The organism is Sodalis sp. (in: enterobacteria) (assembly GCF_047607725.1).
GTDB lineage: Bacteria > Pseudomonadota > Gammaproteobacteria > Enterobacterales > Enterobacteriaceae > JBLKSS01.
In genome coordinates, this window is the sequence record NZ_JBLKSS010000017.1 from 1 (window position 1) to 18826 (window position 18826).

Annotated in this window: 11 protein-coding genes, 6 pseudogenes and 1 riboswitch; of the genes and pseudogenes, 10 read left to right on the forward strand and 7 right to left on the reverse strand. The window is 58.1% G+C overall.

Features of this window, described 5'->3' with window-relative positions; genetic code table 11:
- The first annotated feature begins 347 nt into the window (after positions 1-347).
- The 9 genes and pseudogenes from ACMX3H_RS02130 (at position 348) to ACMX3H_RS02170 (ending at position 7247) form a co-directional block, all read left to right on the forward strand.
- Positions 348-932: a Bro-N domain-containing protein gene (locus ACMX3H_RS02130; RefSeq protein ID WP_415209627.1), complete on the forward strand. Its 585-nt coding sequence runs from the start codon at positions 348-350 to the stop codon at positions 930-932.
- Positions 929-1144 carry a hypothetical protein gene (locus ACMX3H_RS02135; RefSeq protein ID WP_415209628.1) on the forward strand — a complete coding sequence of 72 codons (216 nt, stop codon included), beginning with the start codon at positions 929-931 and terminating at the stop codon, positions 1142-1144. Before ACMX3H_RS02130 ends, ACMX3H_RS02135 begins: the two co-directional genes overlap by 4 nt.
- Before the next feature lie 164 nt (positions 1145-1308).
- Positions 1309-1971, forward strand: coding sequence for a Rha family transcriptional regulator (locus ACMX3H_RS02140; RefSeq protein WP_415209629.1), 663 nt, complete (start codon positions 1309-1311; stop codon positions 1969-1971).
- Positions 1968-2141: a hypothetical protein gene (locus ACMX3H_RS02145; protein ID WP_415209630.1), complete on the forward strand. Its 174-nt coding sequence runs from the start codon at positions 1968-1970 to the stop codon at positions 2139-2141. Before ACMX3H_RS02140 ends, ACMX3H_RS02145 begins: the two co-directional genes overlap by 4 nt.
- Complete coding sequence (locus ACMX3H_RS02150; protein WP_415209631.1) at positions 2141-2527, forward strand: hypothetical protein; 387 nt, start codon at positions 2141-2143, stop codon at positions 2525-2527. The genes ACMX3H_RS02145 and ACMX3H_RS02150 overlap by 1 nt, the downstream gene beginning before the upstream one ends.
- Before the next feature lie 625 nt (positions 2528-3152).
- Positions 3153-3608 carry a DUF1441 family protein gene (locus ACMX3H_RS02155; RefSeq protein WP_415209636.1) on the forward strand — a complete coding sequence of 152 codons (456 nt, stop codon included), beginning with the start codon at positions 3153-3155 and terminating at the stop codon, positions 3606-3608.
- 5 nt (positions 3609-3613) lie between these two features.
- Positions 3614-5695: pseudogene (locus ACMX3H_RS02160) on the forward strand (phage terminase large subunit family protein).
- Complete coding sequence (locus tag ACMX3H_RS02165; RefSeq protein WP_415209632.1) at positions 5692-5904, forward strand: primosomal replication protein PriB/PriC domain protein; 213 nt, start codon at positions 5692-5694, stop codon at positions 5902-5904. Before ACMX3H_RS02160 ends, ACMX3H_RS02165 begins: the two are co-directional and overlap by 4 nt.
- The gene (locus ACMX3H_RS02170) at positions 5901-7247 is read left to right on the forward strand and encodes a phage portal protein (protein WP_415209633.1); all 1347 of its coding nucleotides are present in this window, start codon (positions 5901-5903) and stop codon (positions 7245-7247) included. The genes ACMX3H_RS02165 and ACMX3H_RS02170 overlap by 4 nt, the downstream gene beginning before the upstream one ends.
- 883 nt (positions 7248-8130) lie before the next feature.
- Here ACMX3H_RS02170 and rapA read toward each other — a convergent pair.
- Both rapA and ACMX3H_RS02180 read right to left on the reverse strand, forming a co-directional pair.
- Positions 8131-10276: pseudogene (gene rapA / locus ACMX3H_RS02175) on the reverse strand (RNA polymerase-associated protein RapA).
- 174 nt (positions 10277-10450) lie between these two features.
- Positions 10451-12755, reverse strand: a pseudogene (locus tag ACMX3H_RS02180) (DNA polymerase II).
- A 219-nt stretch (positions 12756-12974) separates the two neighbouring features.
- On the opposite strand from ACMX3H_RS02180, the pseudogene ACMX3H_RS02185 reads away from it, so the two are divergent.
- A pseudogene (locus tag ACMX3H_RS02185) lies at positions 12975-13676 on the forward strand (DedA family protein).
- A 130-nt stretch (positions 13677-13806) separates the two neighbouring features.
- Here the strand turns inward: ACMX3H_RS02185 and thiQ are convergent.
- The 5 genes and pseudogenes from thiQ to ACMX3H_RS02210 all read right to left on the reverse strand — a co-directional run.
- The gene (thiQ, locus tag ACMX3H_RS02190) at positions 13807-14505 is read right to left on the reverse strand and encodes a thiamine ABC transporter ATP-binding protein ThiQ (RefSeq protein ID WP_415209634.1); all 699 of its coding nucleotides are present in this window, start codon (positions 14503-14505) and stop codon (positions 13807-13809) included.
- Positions 14489-16096 (reverse strand): thiamine/thiamine pyrophosphate ABC transporter permease ThiP, encoded by a 1608-nt coding sequence (gene thiP / locus ACMX3H_RS02195; protein ID WP_415209637.1) that lies wholly within the window; start codon positions 16094-16096, stop codon positions 14489-14491. The genes thiQ and thiP overlap by 17 nt, the downstream gene beginning before the upstream one ends.
- A gap of 122 nt (positions 16097-16218) precedes the next feature.
- Positions 16219-17199, reverse strand: a complete 981-nt coding sequence (gene thiB, locus ACMX3H_RS02200; RefSeq protein ID WP_415209635.1) for a thiamine ABC transporter substrate binding subunit — start codon at positions 17197-17199, stop codon at positions 16219-16221.
- A 39-nt stretch (positions 17200-17238) separates the two neighbouring features.
- Positions 17239-17354, reverse strand: a riboswitch (TPP riboswitch).
- A 110-nt stretch (positions 17355-17464) separates the two neighbouring features.
- Positions 17465-18142 (reverse strand): annotated as a pseudogene (locus tag ACMX3H_RS02205) (transcriptional regulator SgrR); the annotation flags it as partial.
- A 133-nt stretch (positions 18143-18275) separates the two neighbouring features.
- Positions 18276-18826, reverse strand: a pseudogene (locus tag ACMX3H_RS02210) (IS66 family transposase); the annotation flags it as partial.

The window sequence follows — 18826 nt, forward strand, 5'->3', positions numbered from 1 at the left end:
CATCGCCGGATTATCCATGATCTGACAGCCGTCCCTTATAGGATGCGGGTTCACTAGGCATCGTAGTGGAACATATTCTTACCGGGCCATACAACAAACCCACCAATAATTCAAGACGTCCTCCACGGGGCGCTTACGTCTGAAGTCCCTGTAACCCTTTAATCCAAATCAATAAGCCTCGGCATCGTCCGGGGCTTTTTTTCGCCTGCGCACCGAAAGCACATCTAAAACCACCGAACCTGAACCTATGGAATGAGCCTTTGAGGGCGTCAGTTTGTGCTGGCGAGCCTTCGGTGGGCTGACGTTCTATTTCGGCAAAGGTTCATTTCATAGAAAAGGTAAACGCAATGGAAGCATTAACGTTTAAAAATCACTCCGTGGTGCCGTTTGACAATGGTAACGGGAAAATCTGGTTTACTGCTGAACACCTTGCTGATTTGCTTGAGTACAAGGATGTAAAACAGGTAAACAAGATTTTTCACCGCCATAAGGATGAATTTACCGAGAATATGACGACCAAAGTGACGGTCTCGGATAAATCAATGACTTACGGAGGACTTTCAAAAGAGGTTCGCCTATTTTCTCCTCGCGGTACTCACCTCATTGGCATGGTGTCACGCACACCAGTAGCCAAAGACCTTCGTATCTGGTTGTTGGATTTGTCTGAAAAAGAATCAGGTATTGAAGTAGGTTGCCTTGAAGTTGGCAATCTCACTCAACTGGCAGGACAAAAGCTCCACGATGTGATAGCGGCATTTGGCAAAAAGTCATTTAAGCATCGCGGACAAAAAGGCAGTGGGTTACTCGCCCAACGCAAACGCGACATCAAGACGATTAAGGACGTGACCAAACTGGTATTGCAACTGACTCAGATAGCGATCCCAGATTTGGGCGACTTTCCCGATGCTGACGAGGATCCGGAAGCAGCATGAAAGACTACACGCCATTCATTGAAATGCATGTGGTCGCCGAACTGGTGAAACAGGGCTATGAGCAATCGGTCGCCCTGAAGGGCGCAGACAGGGCCCTAGACCATTATCGCCGGAGTGCTTCCGTCAGCGCCAAGGGCAAGATGTTTGACGACTGCCTGCATATTGCCAAGGTGTGGGCAAGCAAGTACCAGCCAAAGACAAAAAATCGATAAGCCTCGCATCTCGCGGGGCTTTTTATTGTGCGCCAACGCTCGGCGCAATCCCTCCATAGAGCCTTTCAGGATAAGCCTTGAGGACAATCAGCAGTGGTCTGATGAACCCTCTATGGGCTGGTTGTTCCTGAGCGCCAGGGCTTATCACTAAAAGGAAATCATTGATGAAAAATGATGTCACTACGTTCAGCAATCATGAACAGGATAACATTCTTACTCAGCACAAGCAGGAAGCGCGTATTGACTCCCGCTTGTTTGCGCAGTGCGTTGGCATTAAGCACAAAAAGCTTTATGAGCTTATCCAAAAACATAAAGTTGAACTACGCAAGTTAGGCACGCTTCCGTTTCAAACGGAGACGTGCGCACATGCTACCGGGGGCACAAAGCTTAAGTACGCGCTAATAAACGAAAATCAGTTTGACTACCTTTGCCGTTTGGTTCGTGGCCGCGATGCTGAAGCCATGAAACGTTTCAAGCTGGACGTCACCAAAGCCCTTGCTAAACGCCGTGCCGCCGAACCCATCTGCCGCGAGTATCTGCCGGGCTATCACGAAAGTCGTGATGGTCTGAAAGCGTTGGGGGCACAGCGTCATCATTACATCAATTTGGCTCGTGCGGAAAATCGTGCAGCAGGTCTAGGGACAGGGGAGCGTCCGACAGCCGGGGAACAACAGCTTGGCGTGCTCATATGCATGCAGAAAATAGAGCAAGCAGCGTTTGATGAAGCCATCCGTCAGGGCAAATCACCCACAGACGCTGTACGCGATGTCGCGCACCGTATGGAGATGTTTGCATCGCTGATGTCACCGCAGGGAATGTTGCAATGACAAAGCATGAAAAGCAGCAACTGGAAACGGTATGCCGCTATCTGAATGATGGCTTCGCTGATTTGGGCTGTGGTCGGATTTCGTTTGGAGTTGCCAGTGTGGAGCAGGCCAAAATCCTTCTCGATGTTTTATTGGTGCTGGATAATCGCAAATCAAAGCAGGATAAGTGATGCGCTGGAAACTTCTCACGCTCGGTGTGATGTTGCTGACGCTTACCGCTCTCGCCATAGTGGTTAGACTCCAGTACGTCGACATCACTCGCCTGAAGCAGGCCAATCAGTCGATGGTCGCCGAGCGTGACGCCGCCCACGCACAGTTTACGCACTATGAACAGGCGGTAGCGCTGTTCAACCAGATAGTCGGAGCGACACAGGATGCACATCAGCAGGCGATGCAGGATTTCCAGCCCCGTATCATCCAGATACGTGAGGCCATTACGCCTGAGCGCTGTGCTCGTCTGCCTGTGCCTGCCGGTGCTGTTAACCGGCTGCGTGCGCACGCAGACAAGATATCTGCCCATCCCGCTCACGCCGATACCGGCCACACTACTCGATGACTGTCCACTGCCGGTTATCCCAGAGCACATGACGTGGGGCGACAGTGTGATACTCAATGAGAAGCTGCTGCTGGCACTGGAGATGTGCAATCAGGAGAAAGCCGCACTGAGAAAAATTGAGGAAATGAGAAAATGAAATCGTCGGGATTAACGACAGGCCAAGCCATTACGGTGCTTACTGGCCTAATGATATTTATGCTCAGCGTGGGGTTAGGCTTTTCCTGGCTGCTTTTGTGGGCGTGGAACTTACTGGCTTCGTCTACGGGTTGGATGCTAATTCCTGTGAATTGGGGAACCGTCTTCGCTGCCATGATTATTTTATGGTCTATTCGCCAGATGGTTAAGCGCGATAAGTGAAGGTTCACATCGCCGCACTGATATGCCTACGACGCGCGGAGGGTGAGTAAAAGGTACTCTCGAGGGGGACCCCTTACCACGAGGCGGCGCCCCCGCGGGAAACGGCTCATTTTTGGGTTTCCGCTCCAAACGGTCAAACGGCCAAATGCAACCTAGCCCTTTGGTTAATATATATCGGAAATGCGTCATTTGNNTYTYAKNASAACMAAMYSASCNAAKAAWWCARNGAYRTCMNCMACKRSKYGCYTRNTTAAATTYCACACTAAGTATCACAGAGCTTTCAGCGGCGATTGGTAGAGACAGAAAAACAGTAGCAGCGATGGTCCGCTCGTTGCCCCTTGCCGAGGGGAGCAGCAAGACCCGTAAATATTATCGTGTGCAGGATCTTTTGATGTCGCTTAGCGCACCCCAGGAAATAGATGTCAGTGCTATGACACCAGCAGAGCGACGAGCGCATTGGCAGGCTGAAAATGAACGTCTGAAGTATCAGCAAGAAATGGGGCAGTTGCTACCAGCACATGAAGTTAAACGTGAGTTTTCTTCAATAGCAAAAGCGGTTGTCCAAGTGCTTGAAACTTTAACAGATATTTTGGATCGCGATTGTGCGTTGTCCCCAACCGTGATAGAACAAGTCCAGGAGACCATTAATGATTTGCGGGACAATATCACGATGCGCGTCAGAGAAGATGATACTTCTATATCGGAGGAGCCGTCGGAGGAATAACCCGCTTGAAACAGGTAACCGCAAAAACGCTTAAAATAGACTCAGGGGACTTGTTTGCGGCACCTCGTCGAATGCCTGTAGCTGATGCAGTGACGAGTTACATGCGCGTGCCGGTAGGCGCTGGTAATTCTGTTCCTTGGGATCCCCGCGTCGCTCCTTATATTGTTGAGCCAATGAATTGCCTGACATCCCGTCAGTATGATGCAGTGGTTTTTGTTGGGCCGGCGAGAACGGGGAAAACCATCGGTTTAATTGACGGCTGGGTGGTTTACAACATTGTTTGCGATCCGTCCGATATTATGATCGTTCAGATGACGCAAGACAAGGCGCAGGAACATTCTAAAAAAAGATTGGCAAGAACATTTCGCTGTAGTCCGGAGGTCGTGAAACGTTTAAGTCCCCTTCGTAACGACAACAATRTCTATGACCGTTTTTTNCTCTCTGGCAGTTATCTAAAACTGGGCTGGCCCTCCATTAACGTGATGTCCTCCTCAGATTTTAAATGCGTGGCACTCACCGATTATGACCGCTTCCCCGCCGACATTGATGGCGAAGGGGATGCRTTTTCTCTGGCCTCCAAGCGAACAACGACCTTCATGTCGTCAGGAATGACGTTGGTCGAAAGCTCGCCAGGACGAGAAATCACCGATGTCAAATGGCACCGAGAGTTTCCCCATCAGGCCCCGCCCACGACCGGCATTCTGTCGCTCTACAACCGGGGTGAKCGGCGTCGCTGGTACTGGCCCTGCCCGCATTGCGGCGAGTTTTTTCAGCCCGCCATGGACACGATGACCGGCTATCGTGATATCGCCGACYCGGTGCAGGCGAGCGAGGCGGCACATCTGTGTTGTYCCCATKGCCAGGGGCGGATTGACGCGACGCAGAAGCGCGAACTGAACAACCGAGGCGTCTGGCTGATTGAAGGCCAGAAGATTGATCGGCACGGCAACCGCTCGGGGGTGCCTCGACGTTCACGCATTGCATCCTTCTGGATGGAAGGGCCGGCGGCGGCCTATCAGACCTGGGCGCAGCTGGTTTACAAGCTGTTGACCTCCGAGCAGGAGTATGCACGTACCGGCAGCGAGGAAACCCTGAAAGCAGTCATCAATACCGACTGGGGACTGCCCTATCTGCCGCGTCGCTCGCAGGAGCAACTGCAAGGCGAGGTGCTGATGGCACGTGCCGAGCCGCTGGGCAAACGCAAGGTACCGACGGGGGTGCGTTTTCTGGTGGCGACCGTGGATGTGCAGGGGGCCCGTCAGCGTCGCTTTGTGGTGCAGGTCACGGGATACGGCGCACAGGGGNAACGCTGGGTGATAGACCGCTTCTCGCTCCGTCATGCGCCACGCGCAGATGAGCAGGGGGAAAGCCTGCCGATTAACCCGGCGGYCTATGTGGAAGACTGGRCGCTGTTACGTACCGATGTGCTGGRGAAAACCTACCCGTTGAGCGCCRCGCCACAGACGTGCATGGGCATTCTGGCCCTGGCGGTGGACTCCGGCGGTGAAGACGGGGTCACCGACAATGCCTACCATTTTTGGCGGCAATGTCGGCGTGATGGCCTTGGGCGGCGGGTATATCTGTTCAAGGGCGACAGCCTGACGCGGGGAAAACTGATTTCCAGCAGCTACCCGGATAACACGGAACGCTCAGAGCGCCAGGCACGGGCGCGGGGCGATGTGCCGCTATATCTGTTGCAGACTAATGCGCTTAAGGACCGGGTGGCCGCCGCACTGGAGCGCGACACGCCGGGGCCGAACTATGTGCATTTCCCCGACTGGCTGCCGGCAACGTTTTATGACGAGTTGACCTATGAAGAGCGCGGGCCGGATGGCAAATGGACTAAACCGGGGCGCGGCAACAACGAAGCCTTTGACCTTTTGGTTTATGTCTAGGCGCTGGTGATATTGCACTGCTATGAAGAGATTGACTGGGCTAAACCGCCCGCCTGGGCGCGTTTGCCAGATGAAACGCCGCCGCCCGCGCCGGTCAAGGTCCCTGAAAAAACGGAAGGAGGCGAGCGCCCCTTGAAAACCGAAAAACGGAAAATGCCGTCGGCCTGGAGCGGCGGGGGAGGATGGTTATGACGCAGGCACGTTTAACGCGACTACTGGAGAAGTATTACGACGCGGAAAAGGCGGTGCTGATGGGCAAATCCGTGATGATGAACGGGCAATCGATGACCCTGGAAAACCTGAGCGAAATCCGCCGCGGGCGGCAGGAAATCGAAAGCCGTCTGGCCCAGCTGGGCGGCAGTGGCACGCGTTCACGTTATTCACTGGCGAGGTTTCGATGAATGTACTGGATAACCTGATAGGCGCGGTATCACCGGGCTGGAAAGCGGCCCGACTACGCTCGCGGGCAACGATACAGGCATACGAGGCCGTGATGTCGACCCGGACGCATAAAGTGCAACGGGAAACGCGGACGGCGAACCAACTGAGCCAGTTTGGCGGACGTTCGCTACGTGAGCAGGCGCGCTTTCTGGACATGAATCACGATGTGGTGACTGGGGCGCTGGACAAGCTGGAAGAGCGCATTATCGGGGCAAAGGGCATTATCGTTGAGCCKCAGCCATTAAYCCGTGCMGGTGTGCTGGACAAGGCGCTGGCCGATGAAATTCACCAGCACTGGGTACAATGGTCTGTCTCACCGGACGTGACCGGTCAGTATACCCGCCCGGTGCTTGAGCGTTTGCTGCGGCGTACCTGGCTGCGCGACGGTGAGGTCTTTGCCCGCGTATTTGTGGCGAATGGTGCGGGGCTCAAGCGTGAAAACGGGGTGCCATTCTGGATCCAGGCGCTGGAGCCGGATTTTGTCCCCGATAACCTGTCGGCTCCGGAGCAGGGGGTGGTTCAGGGCATCCGCCTTGATGCGTGGAAGCGTCCCGTRRGCTACACCCTGTACCGCAGTCTGCCGTCTGAAGGTCTCGYCGCCGGATTGTACGATGATGTGGACGCTGCGCAGATGTTACACCTGAAATTTACCCGYCGTCTGCATYAGGTGCGCGGGGTGTCGTTGCTCGCAGGCGTCATCATTCGGCTGGCCGATCTGAAAGATTATGAAGCGTCAGAGCGGATAGCGGCACGTATCGCGGCGTCGCTGGGGATGTACGTCGTCAAAGGGGATGCGTTCAACTACGACGATAAGGCGGATGAGGCCCCGCGGGAGCTGGATATCGAGCCCGGTATGCTGTTTGACGGCCTGCGCCCCGGCGAGAAGGTCGGCATGGTGAAATCTGACCTGCCCAACAGCAACCTCGAATCGTTTCGTATGGGGCAGCTACGGGCGGTAGCCGCGGGGACGCGGGGACGCGGGGACGCGGGGACGCGGGGCAGTTTTTCCTCGATTGCCCGTAGCTATGACGGCACTTACAGTGCCCAGCGCCAGGAGTTGGTGGAGGCGCAGGAAGGGTACGGTATTTTGCAGGACACGTTTATCGCCCAGGTGACCCGCCCGCTCTACCGTCGCTGGCTGGATGTGGTGATATCGACGGGCATGATCCCCTTACCGGCAGACATTGACCGGCAAACCCTGTTTAACGCGGTCTACAGCGGCCCGGTCATGCCCTGGATTGATCGTAAGCGCCCCTTGGAGGACGTCTTGAATTATTGGTGGGTTTGTTGTATGAGACAGTAAACTTACGTTACACACTTATGCTCATTGCATTTTCACATTGTATTGATTTTAATAATTTTTATTTCCATCCCGGTTTGAGTGATATGAAATTAGTGGTTCTGAAGTTTGTGATAGTGTCCATTAAAATTTAAGTGGACACTATCATCGCCGGATTATCCATGATCTGACAGTCGTCCCTTATAGGATGCGGGTTCACTAGGCATCGTAGTGGAACATATTCTTACCGGGCCATACAACAAACCCACCAATAATTCAAGACGTCCTCCACGGGGCGTTTACCATCTAACCACGTTACTAAAAGATACGTGGTGCGTGCCACTTTGACTTGCGCACGTCTGAAGGACTTGTCCAGCGGCACCACCCAAATGACTTCCCGCTTGCCAATATCTGACTGCTGTACGCTTCACGGAGACCTACAATATTTTTGTAGGYCGTRTGGTATGCCCAGCAGAAACCGCATAGCACAAGGGCTGGAGAGATTTTGTGCAGCGATGTGTGAGCTTGGTAGGCACGAACCCCCGGTGTGCATTCTCTCGGTGGCTGACACATCGTCCCTATTGTGGAGTTGGGATATTGCTGCATACGGGGTGTGCATGGCGTCAGAGTAGGATGAGTTAGCGATGCGATGTGCTTGGCTGTTTTTGCCGTGCAGGTCTTGTGCGTAGATAGTGATTAATTCATTTACCATAAACATAACTCATATTTGTACCTAAACGTGTACATATTTTAGATCTATACAAATAATAAATTTAATATCAATAAGTTATTGTTTCTCGAGTATCCTGGTACAGGATATGCAGCCAGGGGGTTTGCGGGGGGATGATAAGGTTCCATACGGCTCCGGGTGAACCCGGCGGCGTTACCGCAGGGGAGAGGTTGCGGGTTATTGATGAGTGACCACGATAAGGCGGATGGCGTCCAGACGCCAGCTGGCCTTATCAAGATGCTTGAGCACCTGGCGGCGGTTTTCCGCCCCCGCCTCCAGTTCGTCGTCGCGGATAGCCGGGTTGACCGCCCGCCGCGCCTGCAAACGGCTCAGTTCGGCGCCGAGGCGCTGGTCCGCCTGCGCCCGGGCGTCGTCAATCAGCGCGCGGGCCTGTTGCGCCACCAGGGGTTCGCCGTGCATGAGCATCCCATGCACCTCTTGCTGCACCGCGCCGACCAGTTTGCTGGCGGTATGGCGCTTCACGGCATTGAGTTGGCGGTTAAATTGCTCAAATTCTACCTGCGGCGCCAAGTTGGTGCCGTTTTTATCCAGCAGCAGGCGCAGCGGGGTGGCGGGCAAGAAGCGGTTAAGCTGCAATTTGCGCGGCACCTACGACTCCACGACATAAATGAGCTCCAATAACAGGGTACCGACCGGCAGCGCCTTGTTTTTCAGCATCGACAGCGTGCTGCTGCCGCTTTCGCTCGAGAGCACCAAATCCAGGCCGTTACGGATAATCGGGTGTTCCCAACTGATAAACTGCGTTTCTTCGCGCACCAGCGCCTGGTCGTGATTGAAGGTGATGGTGCAGCCCTCTTCCGGCATGCCCGGGAAGTCCGGTACCAGCATATGATCCGACGGTTTAAGGACGATGAGATTATCGCTGCGGTCCTCCTGGGCAATCCCGATGATATCGAACAGATTCAGAGCGAAATTCACCAGTTGGCTGTCGTTATCCTGCTCGGTGAGGGTCTGCGCCAGGGCCCGCGCCGGCTCGCCACCGTTGGAGTGCAGCTCAAGCAGGCGGTCGCGGCCCAGCTCCATTTACGCTTTCAACGCATCGTGACGGGCGCGGCAATCGTGAAGAAACGCCGTAAAACCGGTCAGCGCGCCTGGCTCCGCCAGATAGCCTAGCAAGGTCTGATACGCTTCATCATACAGGGCGCGGCCGGTGGGACAGGTATGCTCGAACGCATCCAGCCCTTCATGGTACCAGCGCAGCAGCACCGCCTGCGCCGACTGTTCCATATAGGGGACATGAATCTGGATCTCCCGACTCTGGCCAATGCGGTCCAGACGGCCGATGCGCTGCTCAAGCAGATCCGGATTGAAGGTCAGGTCGAACATCACCATTTGGCTGGCGAATTGGAAATTGCGCCCCTCGGAGCCGATTTCCGAGCACAACAGCACCTGCGCGCCGCTTCCTCCGAGGCGAAATAGGCCGCGGCGCGGATGCCTTCCCGTTCGCGCAACACCTGCTCCAGCTACAGCGCAGGGCCGGCATGGGCGCAAATCACCAGCACTTTCTCCTGGCGCTGGTCGAGCAGGAAGTCGACCAGCCACTGCACGCGCGGGTCGAAGTTCCACCAGGTGGTGTTTTGTCCCTCAAACTGCTGAAAGATGTGTTCCGGGTACAGCCTATGACGCGCGCGTTCATCCGGCGCCTGCTTGCTGCCCATAATGCCGGCCACCTTCAAGGCGGTCTGGTATTGCGCGGGCAGCGGCAGGGCGTGGGCGTGCAGCCGGCGCGCCGGAAAACCTTTCACGCCCTGACGGGTATTGCGGAACATGACCCGGCTGGTGCCGTGGCTGTCCATCAGCATGGCCCTCAACCGGCGGCGATGTGCACTTGATGGGGGATAAGGCTGGCGCGGATGCCGCGCAGGCCGTTCCACGCCGCGCGAAATTGCTTGCTGTAAAATTTGCGCGCGCGGTAGCTCAGCGCGAAACGGTCCATGCGGTCAATTTGGCCGGCAAACAGGCGGTCCTGCGGTTTGCTGAAGGTCAGCTTGCTGTTGAGCAGCACTTCGCGCAGCGCGCAGTGGGTTTCGCCGTTATCCAGACGGGTACCGATATAGGTCAGCAGCCCCTCTTTTTCCTCGACGGCGTCGATAAGCAGCTGCCAGCCTTCGTGGCTGGTCACTGTATCGCCGGGATTGAACATCACCCGCGTAATCGGGGCGTCGCTGCGGGCGTACAGGCGGTTTTCACCGCTGGCGGAAAACAACAGGGTCACCATCCGTGCCTCCTGGGCGACGACGGTGCCCAGTCCCAGCTCGTTTTCAGTATCGCTTATCCAGCGTTGACCTAGCGTAAAAGGCATAAATTCTCGGCTCAGTGTTGTATTGGGCTAAATTACCGGCAATAGCGCGGCTGGCCGTGGTAGGCGCGGGCCTGAAGTACACGGCGTAAGTCGGGGTCAGGGGTTAAAATTACGCGTTGAGGCGCTATGGTAATGGATGGCGACGGCGACGTCACCTGTCAATCGCCCCGCCAATCAAAACAATCCCATTTGACCTGATATAAGGGTAGCAAAATCATCCTGCATAAAGGGCAGGATCGCGTCCGCCACCGGCTGCAGTTGCTTGCTGAGGTAATGATCGTAATCCGGCGGGTTGTGGCGGCATTCCAGCGGCTCGGGGCCGGCGGTGGTCATGATGTAGCTGATCCAGCCGCCGTTCTGGTACTGCTGCGTGCGCTGGTGGCGCAGGTTATAGGCATCGGCGATGCGTGCCGCACGGCCTGGGGCGGGACGTTACGCTCATATTCCCCCCGCTTGCGCCACAGCCGCTTACGATAAATCAGCCGATCGTCGAAGCTGCCGTCGAGCGTTTGACGCACGTAATCACGCCCGGACGTCTGATACGGCTGGCGGCGAAAAATACGCTCGTAGAGCTGCTGCTGGAACTGCTGAGCCAGCGGCGTCCAGTCGCTGCGGACGGTTTCCAGCCCTTTAAACACCATGCGATCCCCCTGTTCGTCCTGCACTAGCCCGGCATAGCGTTTTTTTACTGCCCAGCTCCGCGCCGCGGATGGTCGGCATCAGAAAACGGCTGAAATGCGTCTCGAATTCCAGTTCCAGGGCGCTGTCGAGATCCAGCTCTTGGCGCAGATTGTCCCGCCACCAGGCGTTGATTTTGCTCACCAGCCCCTGGCCGATGGCTACTGCCGCGTCCTGGGGGTAGGGGCGTTTAAGCCAGACGAAGGTGGAATCGGTATCGCCGTAGATGACCGGATAGCCCTCCGCCTCGATAAGCGCCCGCGTCTGATGCATGATTGTGTGGCCGCACAGCGTGATAGAGGACGCCAGCCGGTTGTCGAAAAAACGGCAGCCGGGCGCGCCCAATACGCCGTAAAAGGCGTTCATGATAATTTTCATCGCCTGGGACAGCGGCGCGTTATGCTCGCGCTTGGCGCGCTCCCGGCCCTGCCAGCGTGTCCGGGCCCTCGTCCGCCGCCAGCCCTTCAATCAAGCCAACTGGATCGATCAAAAAGGTACGGATGATGGAGGGGTAAAGGCTTTTATAGTCCAGCACCAGTACCGAATCGTACAGCCCGGGACGGGAATCCATGACGTAGCCGCCGGGGCTGGCCGGCGGCGCCACATCCCCGAGGTTGGGCGTGACATAGCCGGCGCGGTGCATGCGCGATAGATAAAGCCAGCTGAATGCCGCCACCGATCAGCCGCTGCGATCCGACGCTAGTCCGGTAACCGTCGCCCGTTCCTGCAGAAACGCCAACAGCCGGGTATGCTCGAAAATGCGTGTGACCAGTTCGCAGTCCGTCAAGTTGTAATGCGCCAGCGCCGGCGGGTCCTCGCGGTATAGGCGATCGATTTCATCCATGCGATCGTAAGGGGTGGCGATGGCCTTGCCCTCCCCGAGCAGCGTCTGCGCCACATGCTCCAAGCTAAAGGAGGAAAATTGCCAAAAGGCGGACTTTAAACCGTCAATACCGTCGATAATCAGACGGCCCGCGGCGGCGGCGTAAAAATAGCCCTGCTTGAAGCCGTGTTCGCGCCACTCCAGCGCCTCGCAGCCGCGTCCGAGGCGTAGCGACAGCCCATAACGTTCGGCGTGTTTTTGCAGCATGCACAGGTCGAACTGCACCAGGTTCCAGCCGATAATCGCGTCGGGATCGTGCCGGGCGAACCAGGCATTAAGCCGTTCGATAAGCCCTTTACGGCTGGGAACATATTCCAACTGCATCTCCGGCCGCGTAGCGGGGGGGCCGCCCGGCTCCCCCAGCATATACACCTGATGCTGGCCGCAGCCGTGCAGACCGATACAATAGAGCTCGCCGAAACGGTTGGTTTCGATATCCAGCGACACCAGTGACAACACGGGCCGGTAATCCGGCGCGGGCTTCAGCCGTGCGTTGTGTATGTGACCGTCGGTACTGGCCGTCCCGTCGAACAGCACCGGCGCGGTGATAAAACGCTCCATCAGGTAGCGTTCGGGCGGGCGGATATCTGCTTCATAAAGCGGGATGCCGGCTTCGGTCAAGATTTTCTCGGCGCGCGCCAACGTGCGGTAATGGCGGCAATAAAGCCCCTCCACCGGCCGGCGCTGAAAATCCCGCAGCGCCAGCGGCCGGAGCTGCACGTCTTCGCCGGCCAGCAGCACGCGGATGCGATCGCTGAACGCCGTCGGCACAAAAGCCACCGCCTCCTGGGGAGGGAGACTGACCTTTTGCACGCCCTGGTCCGTTGCCAGCCAAAAGTCGATGGCGCTACCGGCAGGCGTGTCCCGCCAGTGACGGGTCAGAATAAAACCCTGCCGCGGCAGGGAAGGAACGGACATGGCGTCAGGCTATCCCGTGAGAGTGAAAAAGGGCGCCGGGCGAGGAGGAGGATAAGCCTTTGGCGCAACCGGTACAGGGTAAAGTATGAATATTTATACAGTAATTGTCCAGCCAACCGGGTAAAGGGAGCATTTTGCCAAATCCGTATACAATTGATTGTTTGACGTGCCGGCGTCCGGCACCGACAATCCACTGCGGGTTTATGACAAAGAGGGGTTATGGAAGCCTTTTTTGAACACTGGGTGACGCAATCCCTGGCTTTTTCACTGTTGGCGGTCACGCTGGTGGCTTTTCTTGAATCGCTGGCGCTGGTGGGGCTACTGCTGCCGGGCACGGTCATGATGGCGACGCCCGGTGCGCTGATCGGCAGCGGAAAAATGGCGTTTTATCCCGCTTGGGGCGCCGGCATTATCGGCTGTTTGCTGGGCGATTGGATTTCGTGGTATGTCGGCCACGCTTTTAAAAAACCGCTCAAGACACTGTCGTTTTGGAAAAAACACCGCAGCATGTTGACTAAAACCGAGCACGCGCTGCACCGGCACAACATGATGACAATTCTGGTGGGCCGTTTTATCGGGCCGACCCGACAGCTGGTGCCGCTGGTGGCCGGTATGCTGGATCTCTCACCCTATAAATTCGCCTTGCCGAACATCATCGGTTGTCTGAGCTGGCCACCGGTCTATCTGCTGCCCGGCATTCTGGCGAGCGTGGCGATCAATATCCCGCCGGGGGAGAGCACCGGCGAGTTCCGTCTGCTGCTGCTGGCTAGCGCGCTACTGCTCTGGCTGGCCTGCTGGCTGCTGCTGCGCTGACTGGCGCCGCTGCTGACGCTGGCGGCCGTGGTGGCCATGGTTCTGCTGGTGCGCCATCCGCTGATGCCGTTGTACGCCGGCCTGCTGTGGCATGTGTTGCGGGTGTGACGGTTGGCGATCCTTAAGCCGTTTTAGCGCCGCGTTAACCCGACCCAGGCAGCAACCGGCGCGACCGCCCACCGGTTGCGCGGTATTGCGGTGCCCGCCCCGGTTTGCCGGCGAGCTTCGCGCACCGCGCTTAGCGGCCAATACCCAGTATCGCCGCCGCCGGGGACTCGCCGCTCGCCAGCGCCGCGGTGGGGCCGTCATAATAAATACGGCCATCCACCACCAATAGGGTGCGCGGCGCCAGCCGCAGGGCATCATCCAGGTTATGCGATACCATCAAAAGCGTTAGACGGCGCGTCGCGCAAACGTCATTGAGCAATCTCACCATCTCGGCGCGCAGGGCCGGATCCAGCGCGGAAAACGGCTCATCGAGCAGGAGAATCTGCTGCTGACGCACCAGACAGCGGGCCAGCGCGGTGCGTTGACGCTGGCCGCCGGAGATCGCCGCCGGCAGCCGGTCCAGCACGTTTTCCAGCCCGACCTGCCGCGCCGCTTCCTCTAATTGGATGCGCTGCGCGGGCGTCAAACGCAGGCCGAGATGCAGGCCAAGCCCGATATTTTCCGCCACGGTTAGGTGCGCAAACAGGTTGTTTTCCTGAAACAGCATCGATACCGGCCGCCGCGCCGGCGGCGTTTGGTGATGGAGCACGCCGTCCAGCCACAGACTGCCGCTGTGCGGCGTCAGGAAGCCGGCAATCAAGTTCAGCAGCGTGCTTTTGCCGGCGCCGCTCGGGCCCAGTACCGCCACCTTTTCGCCGGCGTCGAGATGGACATCGAAGCGCATGGGTAAATGGCGGTAAAGCCAGGTCACGTTATCGAGCGTTATCATGGGACCCCGACAAGGTTTCAAACAAGCTAAACAGCAGCAGGCAGAGCAGCAGCAATAGCAGCGCGGTCACTGCGCCATCCTGGCTGCGATAGGCGCCTATCTGCTGATAGAGATAAAGCGGCAAGGTGCGGAAATCCTCGCTGCCGAAAAGGGCAATCACGCCAAAATCCCCCAGCGATAAGATGCTGGCGAAGGCCAGAGCGCGCCCCGCCGGCTGACGCAGCGCGCGCAATTCCACCAGACGTAACCGGTTAAGGCCGCGGAGGTCTAGCGCCAGACACAGTTGACGGTAGCGTTCGGCCACGTCCTGCATTGGACTTTCCAATACCTTCAGCGCATAGGGAATGGCCATGAGCGCATTGGCCAGGATAACCACCGGCGCGGGTGAGGCGGGCAGTCCGCCGCTGTCCATTGCCAGCAGAAAAAAACCCGTCGCCAGCACAATGCCGGGCATCGCCAGGATCACCATGCCGCTCAGATCCAATAGCTGGGCGCACAGTCGGCGCTGGCGCAGACGCAACTCGCGGCTGCTCCAGAGCAGCATACCGGTGAGCAGCAGACACAGCAGGCCGGCGCACAGCGCGATAGACAGCGAGGTGAACACCGCCCGCCACAGTGCGGTTTGAGTTAACACCGTCAGCAGGCTGCCGCTCAGACCGCCAATGACCACCGCCAGCAGCGGCGGCACCAGTAACAGCAGCGCGGCCAGAATAATCAGGCCGTCGCACACCATCCTGCCCGGCGCCGCCTGGCGATCGCGCCAGCGAGCGTGCTGGGTATGGCCTACCGGCAGCGCCCCGGCCAGGCGCTGGCTCAACATTACCAACCCAAGGCAGCAGACCATTTGAATGAGTGCCAATAGGGTGGCGCGGCCGATATCAAAGTCATAGCTGAGGGCCTGATAAATCGCCAACTCGATCGTCGTCGCCCGCGGGCCGCCGCCCAGCGCTAGCACGGTGGCGAAACTGGCGAAACACAACATGAAAATCAGCGCGGCCGCAGGCAGTAGCTGACGGCGTAAGTAGGGCCATTCGACCAGGCGGAAAAATGGCCCGGCGGACATGCCCAACTGCGCCGCCAGTTGTCGCTGCTCAACAGGGATGCTCTTCAGCGCCTGCAGTAATAATCGCGTCGCCAGCGGCAGGTTGAAAAAGACGTGCGCCAGCAGGATACCGCTCAGGCCGTAGGGGGAGAACCTATATTCCACATGCAGACCGCGGCACAGTTGCGCCAGCCAGCCCTGCTGGCCAAACACGCTCATAATGCCAAAGACGCCCACGAGCACCGGCAGCACCAGCGTCATACCGCAAAAACGCAGCAGCAGCGCGCGGCCGGGAAACCGCCGGCGGTAGAGGGCCCGGGCCAGCGCCACGGCCGGCAGAGTGGAGCACAGCGCCGATAGCAGCGCCTGGGTAAAGGTAAAGGACACCACATGCCATAGATAGCTGTCCGCCAGCAGCGGTCGCCAGGGATGCGCGGGCGCGTGGCGCCACAGGGCGCTGAAGGCGGCAATGGCGATAATGGCAATTACTGACGCCGCCGCGACGCCGGGCCATAACCAGCCGGGAAAACCGGCGCTGCGGCCCGTCATCGGGACGGCAAGGGCAGGGGAGGTCGCGGGGTGGTCGCCGCGCGGCCCGCGCCGGATTCGCTGCGCCAGCCGCGCGCCCCCCCACTGCTCACGAGCGTCGCTTCGACGGCGGGCGGCGGACATTAGCGGCTGACGGCCTGCTGCCAGCGGCTGACCCATCCGGCGCGCCCGGCGGCCACCTGCTGCGGTGTGAAACTCAATGTCCGTTGCGCGGGGGCAGCGAAGCCGGCCGGCAGCGGGGTATTCGTCACCGGATACATCCAGTTGCCGGTGGGAATAGTCTGCTGAAACGTCGGCGTGAGGATAAATTGCATAAAGCGATGGGCAAGTGCCGGCTGTTTGCTGGCCGCGAGTTGCCCGGCCACTTCTACCTGCTGGTAGTGCCCTTCGCTGAAGGCCACCGCCACGTACTGATTTTTCTTCTCTTCGATAATATGGTACGCCGGCGAGGTGGTATAGCTGAGCACCATGTCCGCTTCCCCTTTCAGGAACAGACCATAGGCTTCGCTCCAGCCTTTGGTCACGGTAACGGTTTTCGCGGCAAGTTTTCCCCAGGCCGCCGGCGCGCCGGCGCCATAGACTTTCTGCACCCACAGCAGCAGCCCCAGCCCAGGAGTGCTGGTGCGCGGATCTTCATAGATGATTTTTAATGATGCGGGGCCGTCCACCAGCTCATGCAGGCTGCGGGGCGGATTTTTGAGTTTGGTCTGGTCATAGACAAACGCGAAATAACCGTAGTCGTAGGGAAGGAAAGTGTCGTCATGCCAGCCGCCGGGCAGCGTAAGCGCGTCGGTAGCGACCCGATGGGGGGCGAACAGGCCGGTATCGTGCGCCGCCTGCAGCAGGTTGTTGTCCAGACCCAGCACGATGTCCGCCCGGCTGTTGTTGCCTTCCAGACGTAAGCGGTTCAATAGCGCCCCCCCGTCTTCCAGCGCGACGAACTTCAGTTCGCAGCCGCACTCCTTCTCAAACGCCGTTTTTATCGCCGGCCCCGGTCCCCATTCGGAAGAAAACGAGTCATAGGTATACACCGTCAGGGTAGGTTTGGCCCACGCCTGCGCGGCGGCGGCCAGTAACAGACAGAACAACCATTTTTTCAACACCTTGCACTCCTGAGATAAGGGTGGCAAAGGTCTTTGAGGCAGAAGCGCACTCTCAAATCCCTTCGCCGGTATTAACCGGATCAGGTTCGACGGGTCTTCTCTCAGCTGACTCCTGCCGCGGCGGGCGGCGGGAATGGGCACCCCGTTGAGAACGGCATTAATTGTAAACGCTTACGAGTCTGGTTAACAGTAAATCCCGCCTTTGGCGCCGGAAATACGGAAAACAAAGGAAACGGTAGCCAGGGCGCCGGTAGCCTGAGCGTAGCTAGGGTGCCGGCGGCGCGAACCAGGCCGATTTGAAATCGAACCAGCCCAGGGTGTTCATCCGGATCCCGCGCATGCTACGGCTGCCCTGCAGGCTGAGCCAATTGTGGTACAGCGGATGAAACCAATGTTCGTCAACCAGCGACCGGCACCATTCCGCCATCGGCAATTGGCGATGGCGCCAGCGTTCGGCCGCGTCGTGCAGCGTCGGCGGCAGGCAACGATGCAGCAGCGGTATTTCATACAGGGTGGCAAACAGCGAAAACGCCAGCGGCCGCGAGAAATTGGCGCTGCCTAGCCAAATATCCACGGTGGCGTCGCCTTGATACCATTGGTCATATTCCACCGCGTTGATGTCCAACTGAATGGATTGCGCCGCCAATAGCGCGGTCAGCGCGGCAGCAAGCACGTCGAATTCCGAATGGTTGCGATACAAGGTGAGGGTCAGTCGGGTCAGCTCTGGTGGTTTAGCCGCCGGCGGTTCATGACGGCGATGGTGCCAGCGCGGCAACAGTCCGTAGGCCGGCGACCAGAAATGCTGGCTTGCGGGCGGGGTATAGGGCAACAGCGCCAGAGGGTTGAGGTAGTCGCAGAGCCAGCGGCGTATCTCCGGGCGTTGCATCAGCGGCGAGCGCTGGTCGTAAAGCAAAAAGTAACATCCCTCTTCCTGACGTATCTCCGCGGCAGCGTCGCTGCTGGCGTCTTCTCCCGGCGGCATAGCCACGTTTGTGGGGTGGCAAGCATTTCTTGCAGATTCCGACGTATCCGATCATCTGTTCCGGGTAAGCGTACGCCCAGCACCGTATTGACAGTTATTCAGCAGGGATGGTGAGGTTCCACGGCAGGAGCTCTTTGATTTTGTTGATGGGATGATCCGCGATAATTGCCAGCACATGGCGCAGATACGCTTCCGGCTCCACGCCGTTCAGTTTGCAACTGCCGATCAGCGTATACATCAGCGCCGCCCGGTCGCCGCCGCTATCCGAACCGAAGAACAGATAGTTCTTGCGACCCAGGCTTATAACCCGCAGCGTGTTTTCAGCGATATTATTGTCGATCTCCGCCCAGCCATCTCCGGCGTAGTAGCACAACGCACGCCAGTGGTTCATCAGGTAGTTGAACGCCTTTGCCGTATCGGCCTGGCGCGACAGCGTGGTGAGTTTTTCCCGGACCCAACTCTCCAGACCAACAAGTATTGGTCGGGATCGTGCTTCGCGCACCTATTGTCGTTCCTCTGCCGGGCGCCCCCGGATATCGGCTTCGATCGCGTACAGCTCACCGATCCGGCGCAGGGCCTCGGTAGTGGTCGGCGACGGATGGCGCACATGGATATCATGGATTTTACGCCGGGCGTGGGCCATGC

What these genes read in the sequence shown, in the direction of transcription:
- thiQ (WP_415209634.1), bottom strand. Translation starts at nt 14,505, where the DNA reads ATGATAACGCTCGATAACGTGACCTGGCTTTACCGCCATTTACCCATG.
- ACMX3H_RS02135 (WP_415209628.1), top strand. Translation starts at nt 929, where the DNA reads ATGAAAGACTACACGCCATTCATTGAAATGCATGTGGTCGCCGAACTG.
- ACMX3H_RS02140 (WP_415209629.1), top strand. Translation starts at nt 1,309, where the DNA reads ATGAAAAATGATGTCACTACGTTCAGCAATCATGAACAGGATAACATT.
- ACMX3H_RS02150 (WP_415209631.1), top strand. Translation starts at nt 2,141, where the DNA reads ATGCGCTGGAAACTTCTCACGCTCGGTGTGATGTTGCTGACGCTTACC.
- ACMX3H_RS02165 (WP_415209632.1), top strand. Translation starts at nt 5,692, where the DNA reads ATGACGCAGGCACGTTTAACGCGACTACTGGAGAAGTATTACGACGCG.
- ACMX3H_RS02145 (WP_415209630.1), top strand. Translation starts at nt 1,968, where the DNA reads ATGACAAAGCATGAAAAGCAGCAACTGGAAACGGTATGCCGCTATCTG.
- thiP (WP_415209637.1), bottom strand. Translation starts at nt 16,096, where the DNA reads ATGACGGGCCGCAGCGCCGGTTTTCCCGGCTGGTTATGGCCCGGCGTC.
- ACMX3H_RS02130 (WP_415209627.1), top strand. Translation starts at nt 348, where the DNA reads ATGGAAGCATTAACGTTTAAAAATCACTCCGTGGTGCCGTTTGACAAT.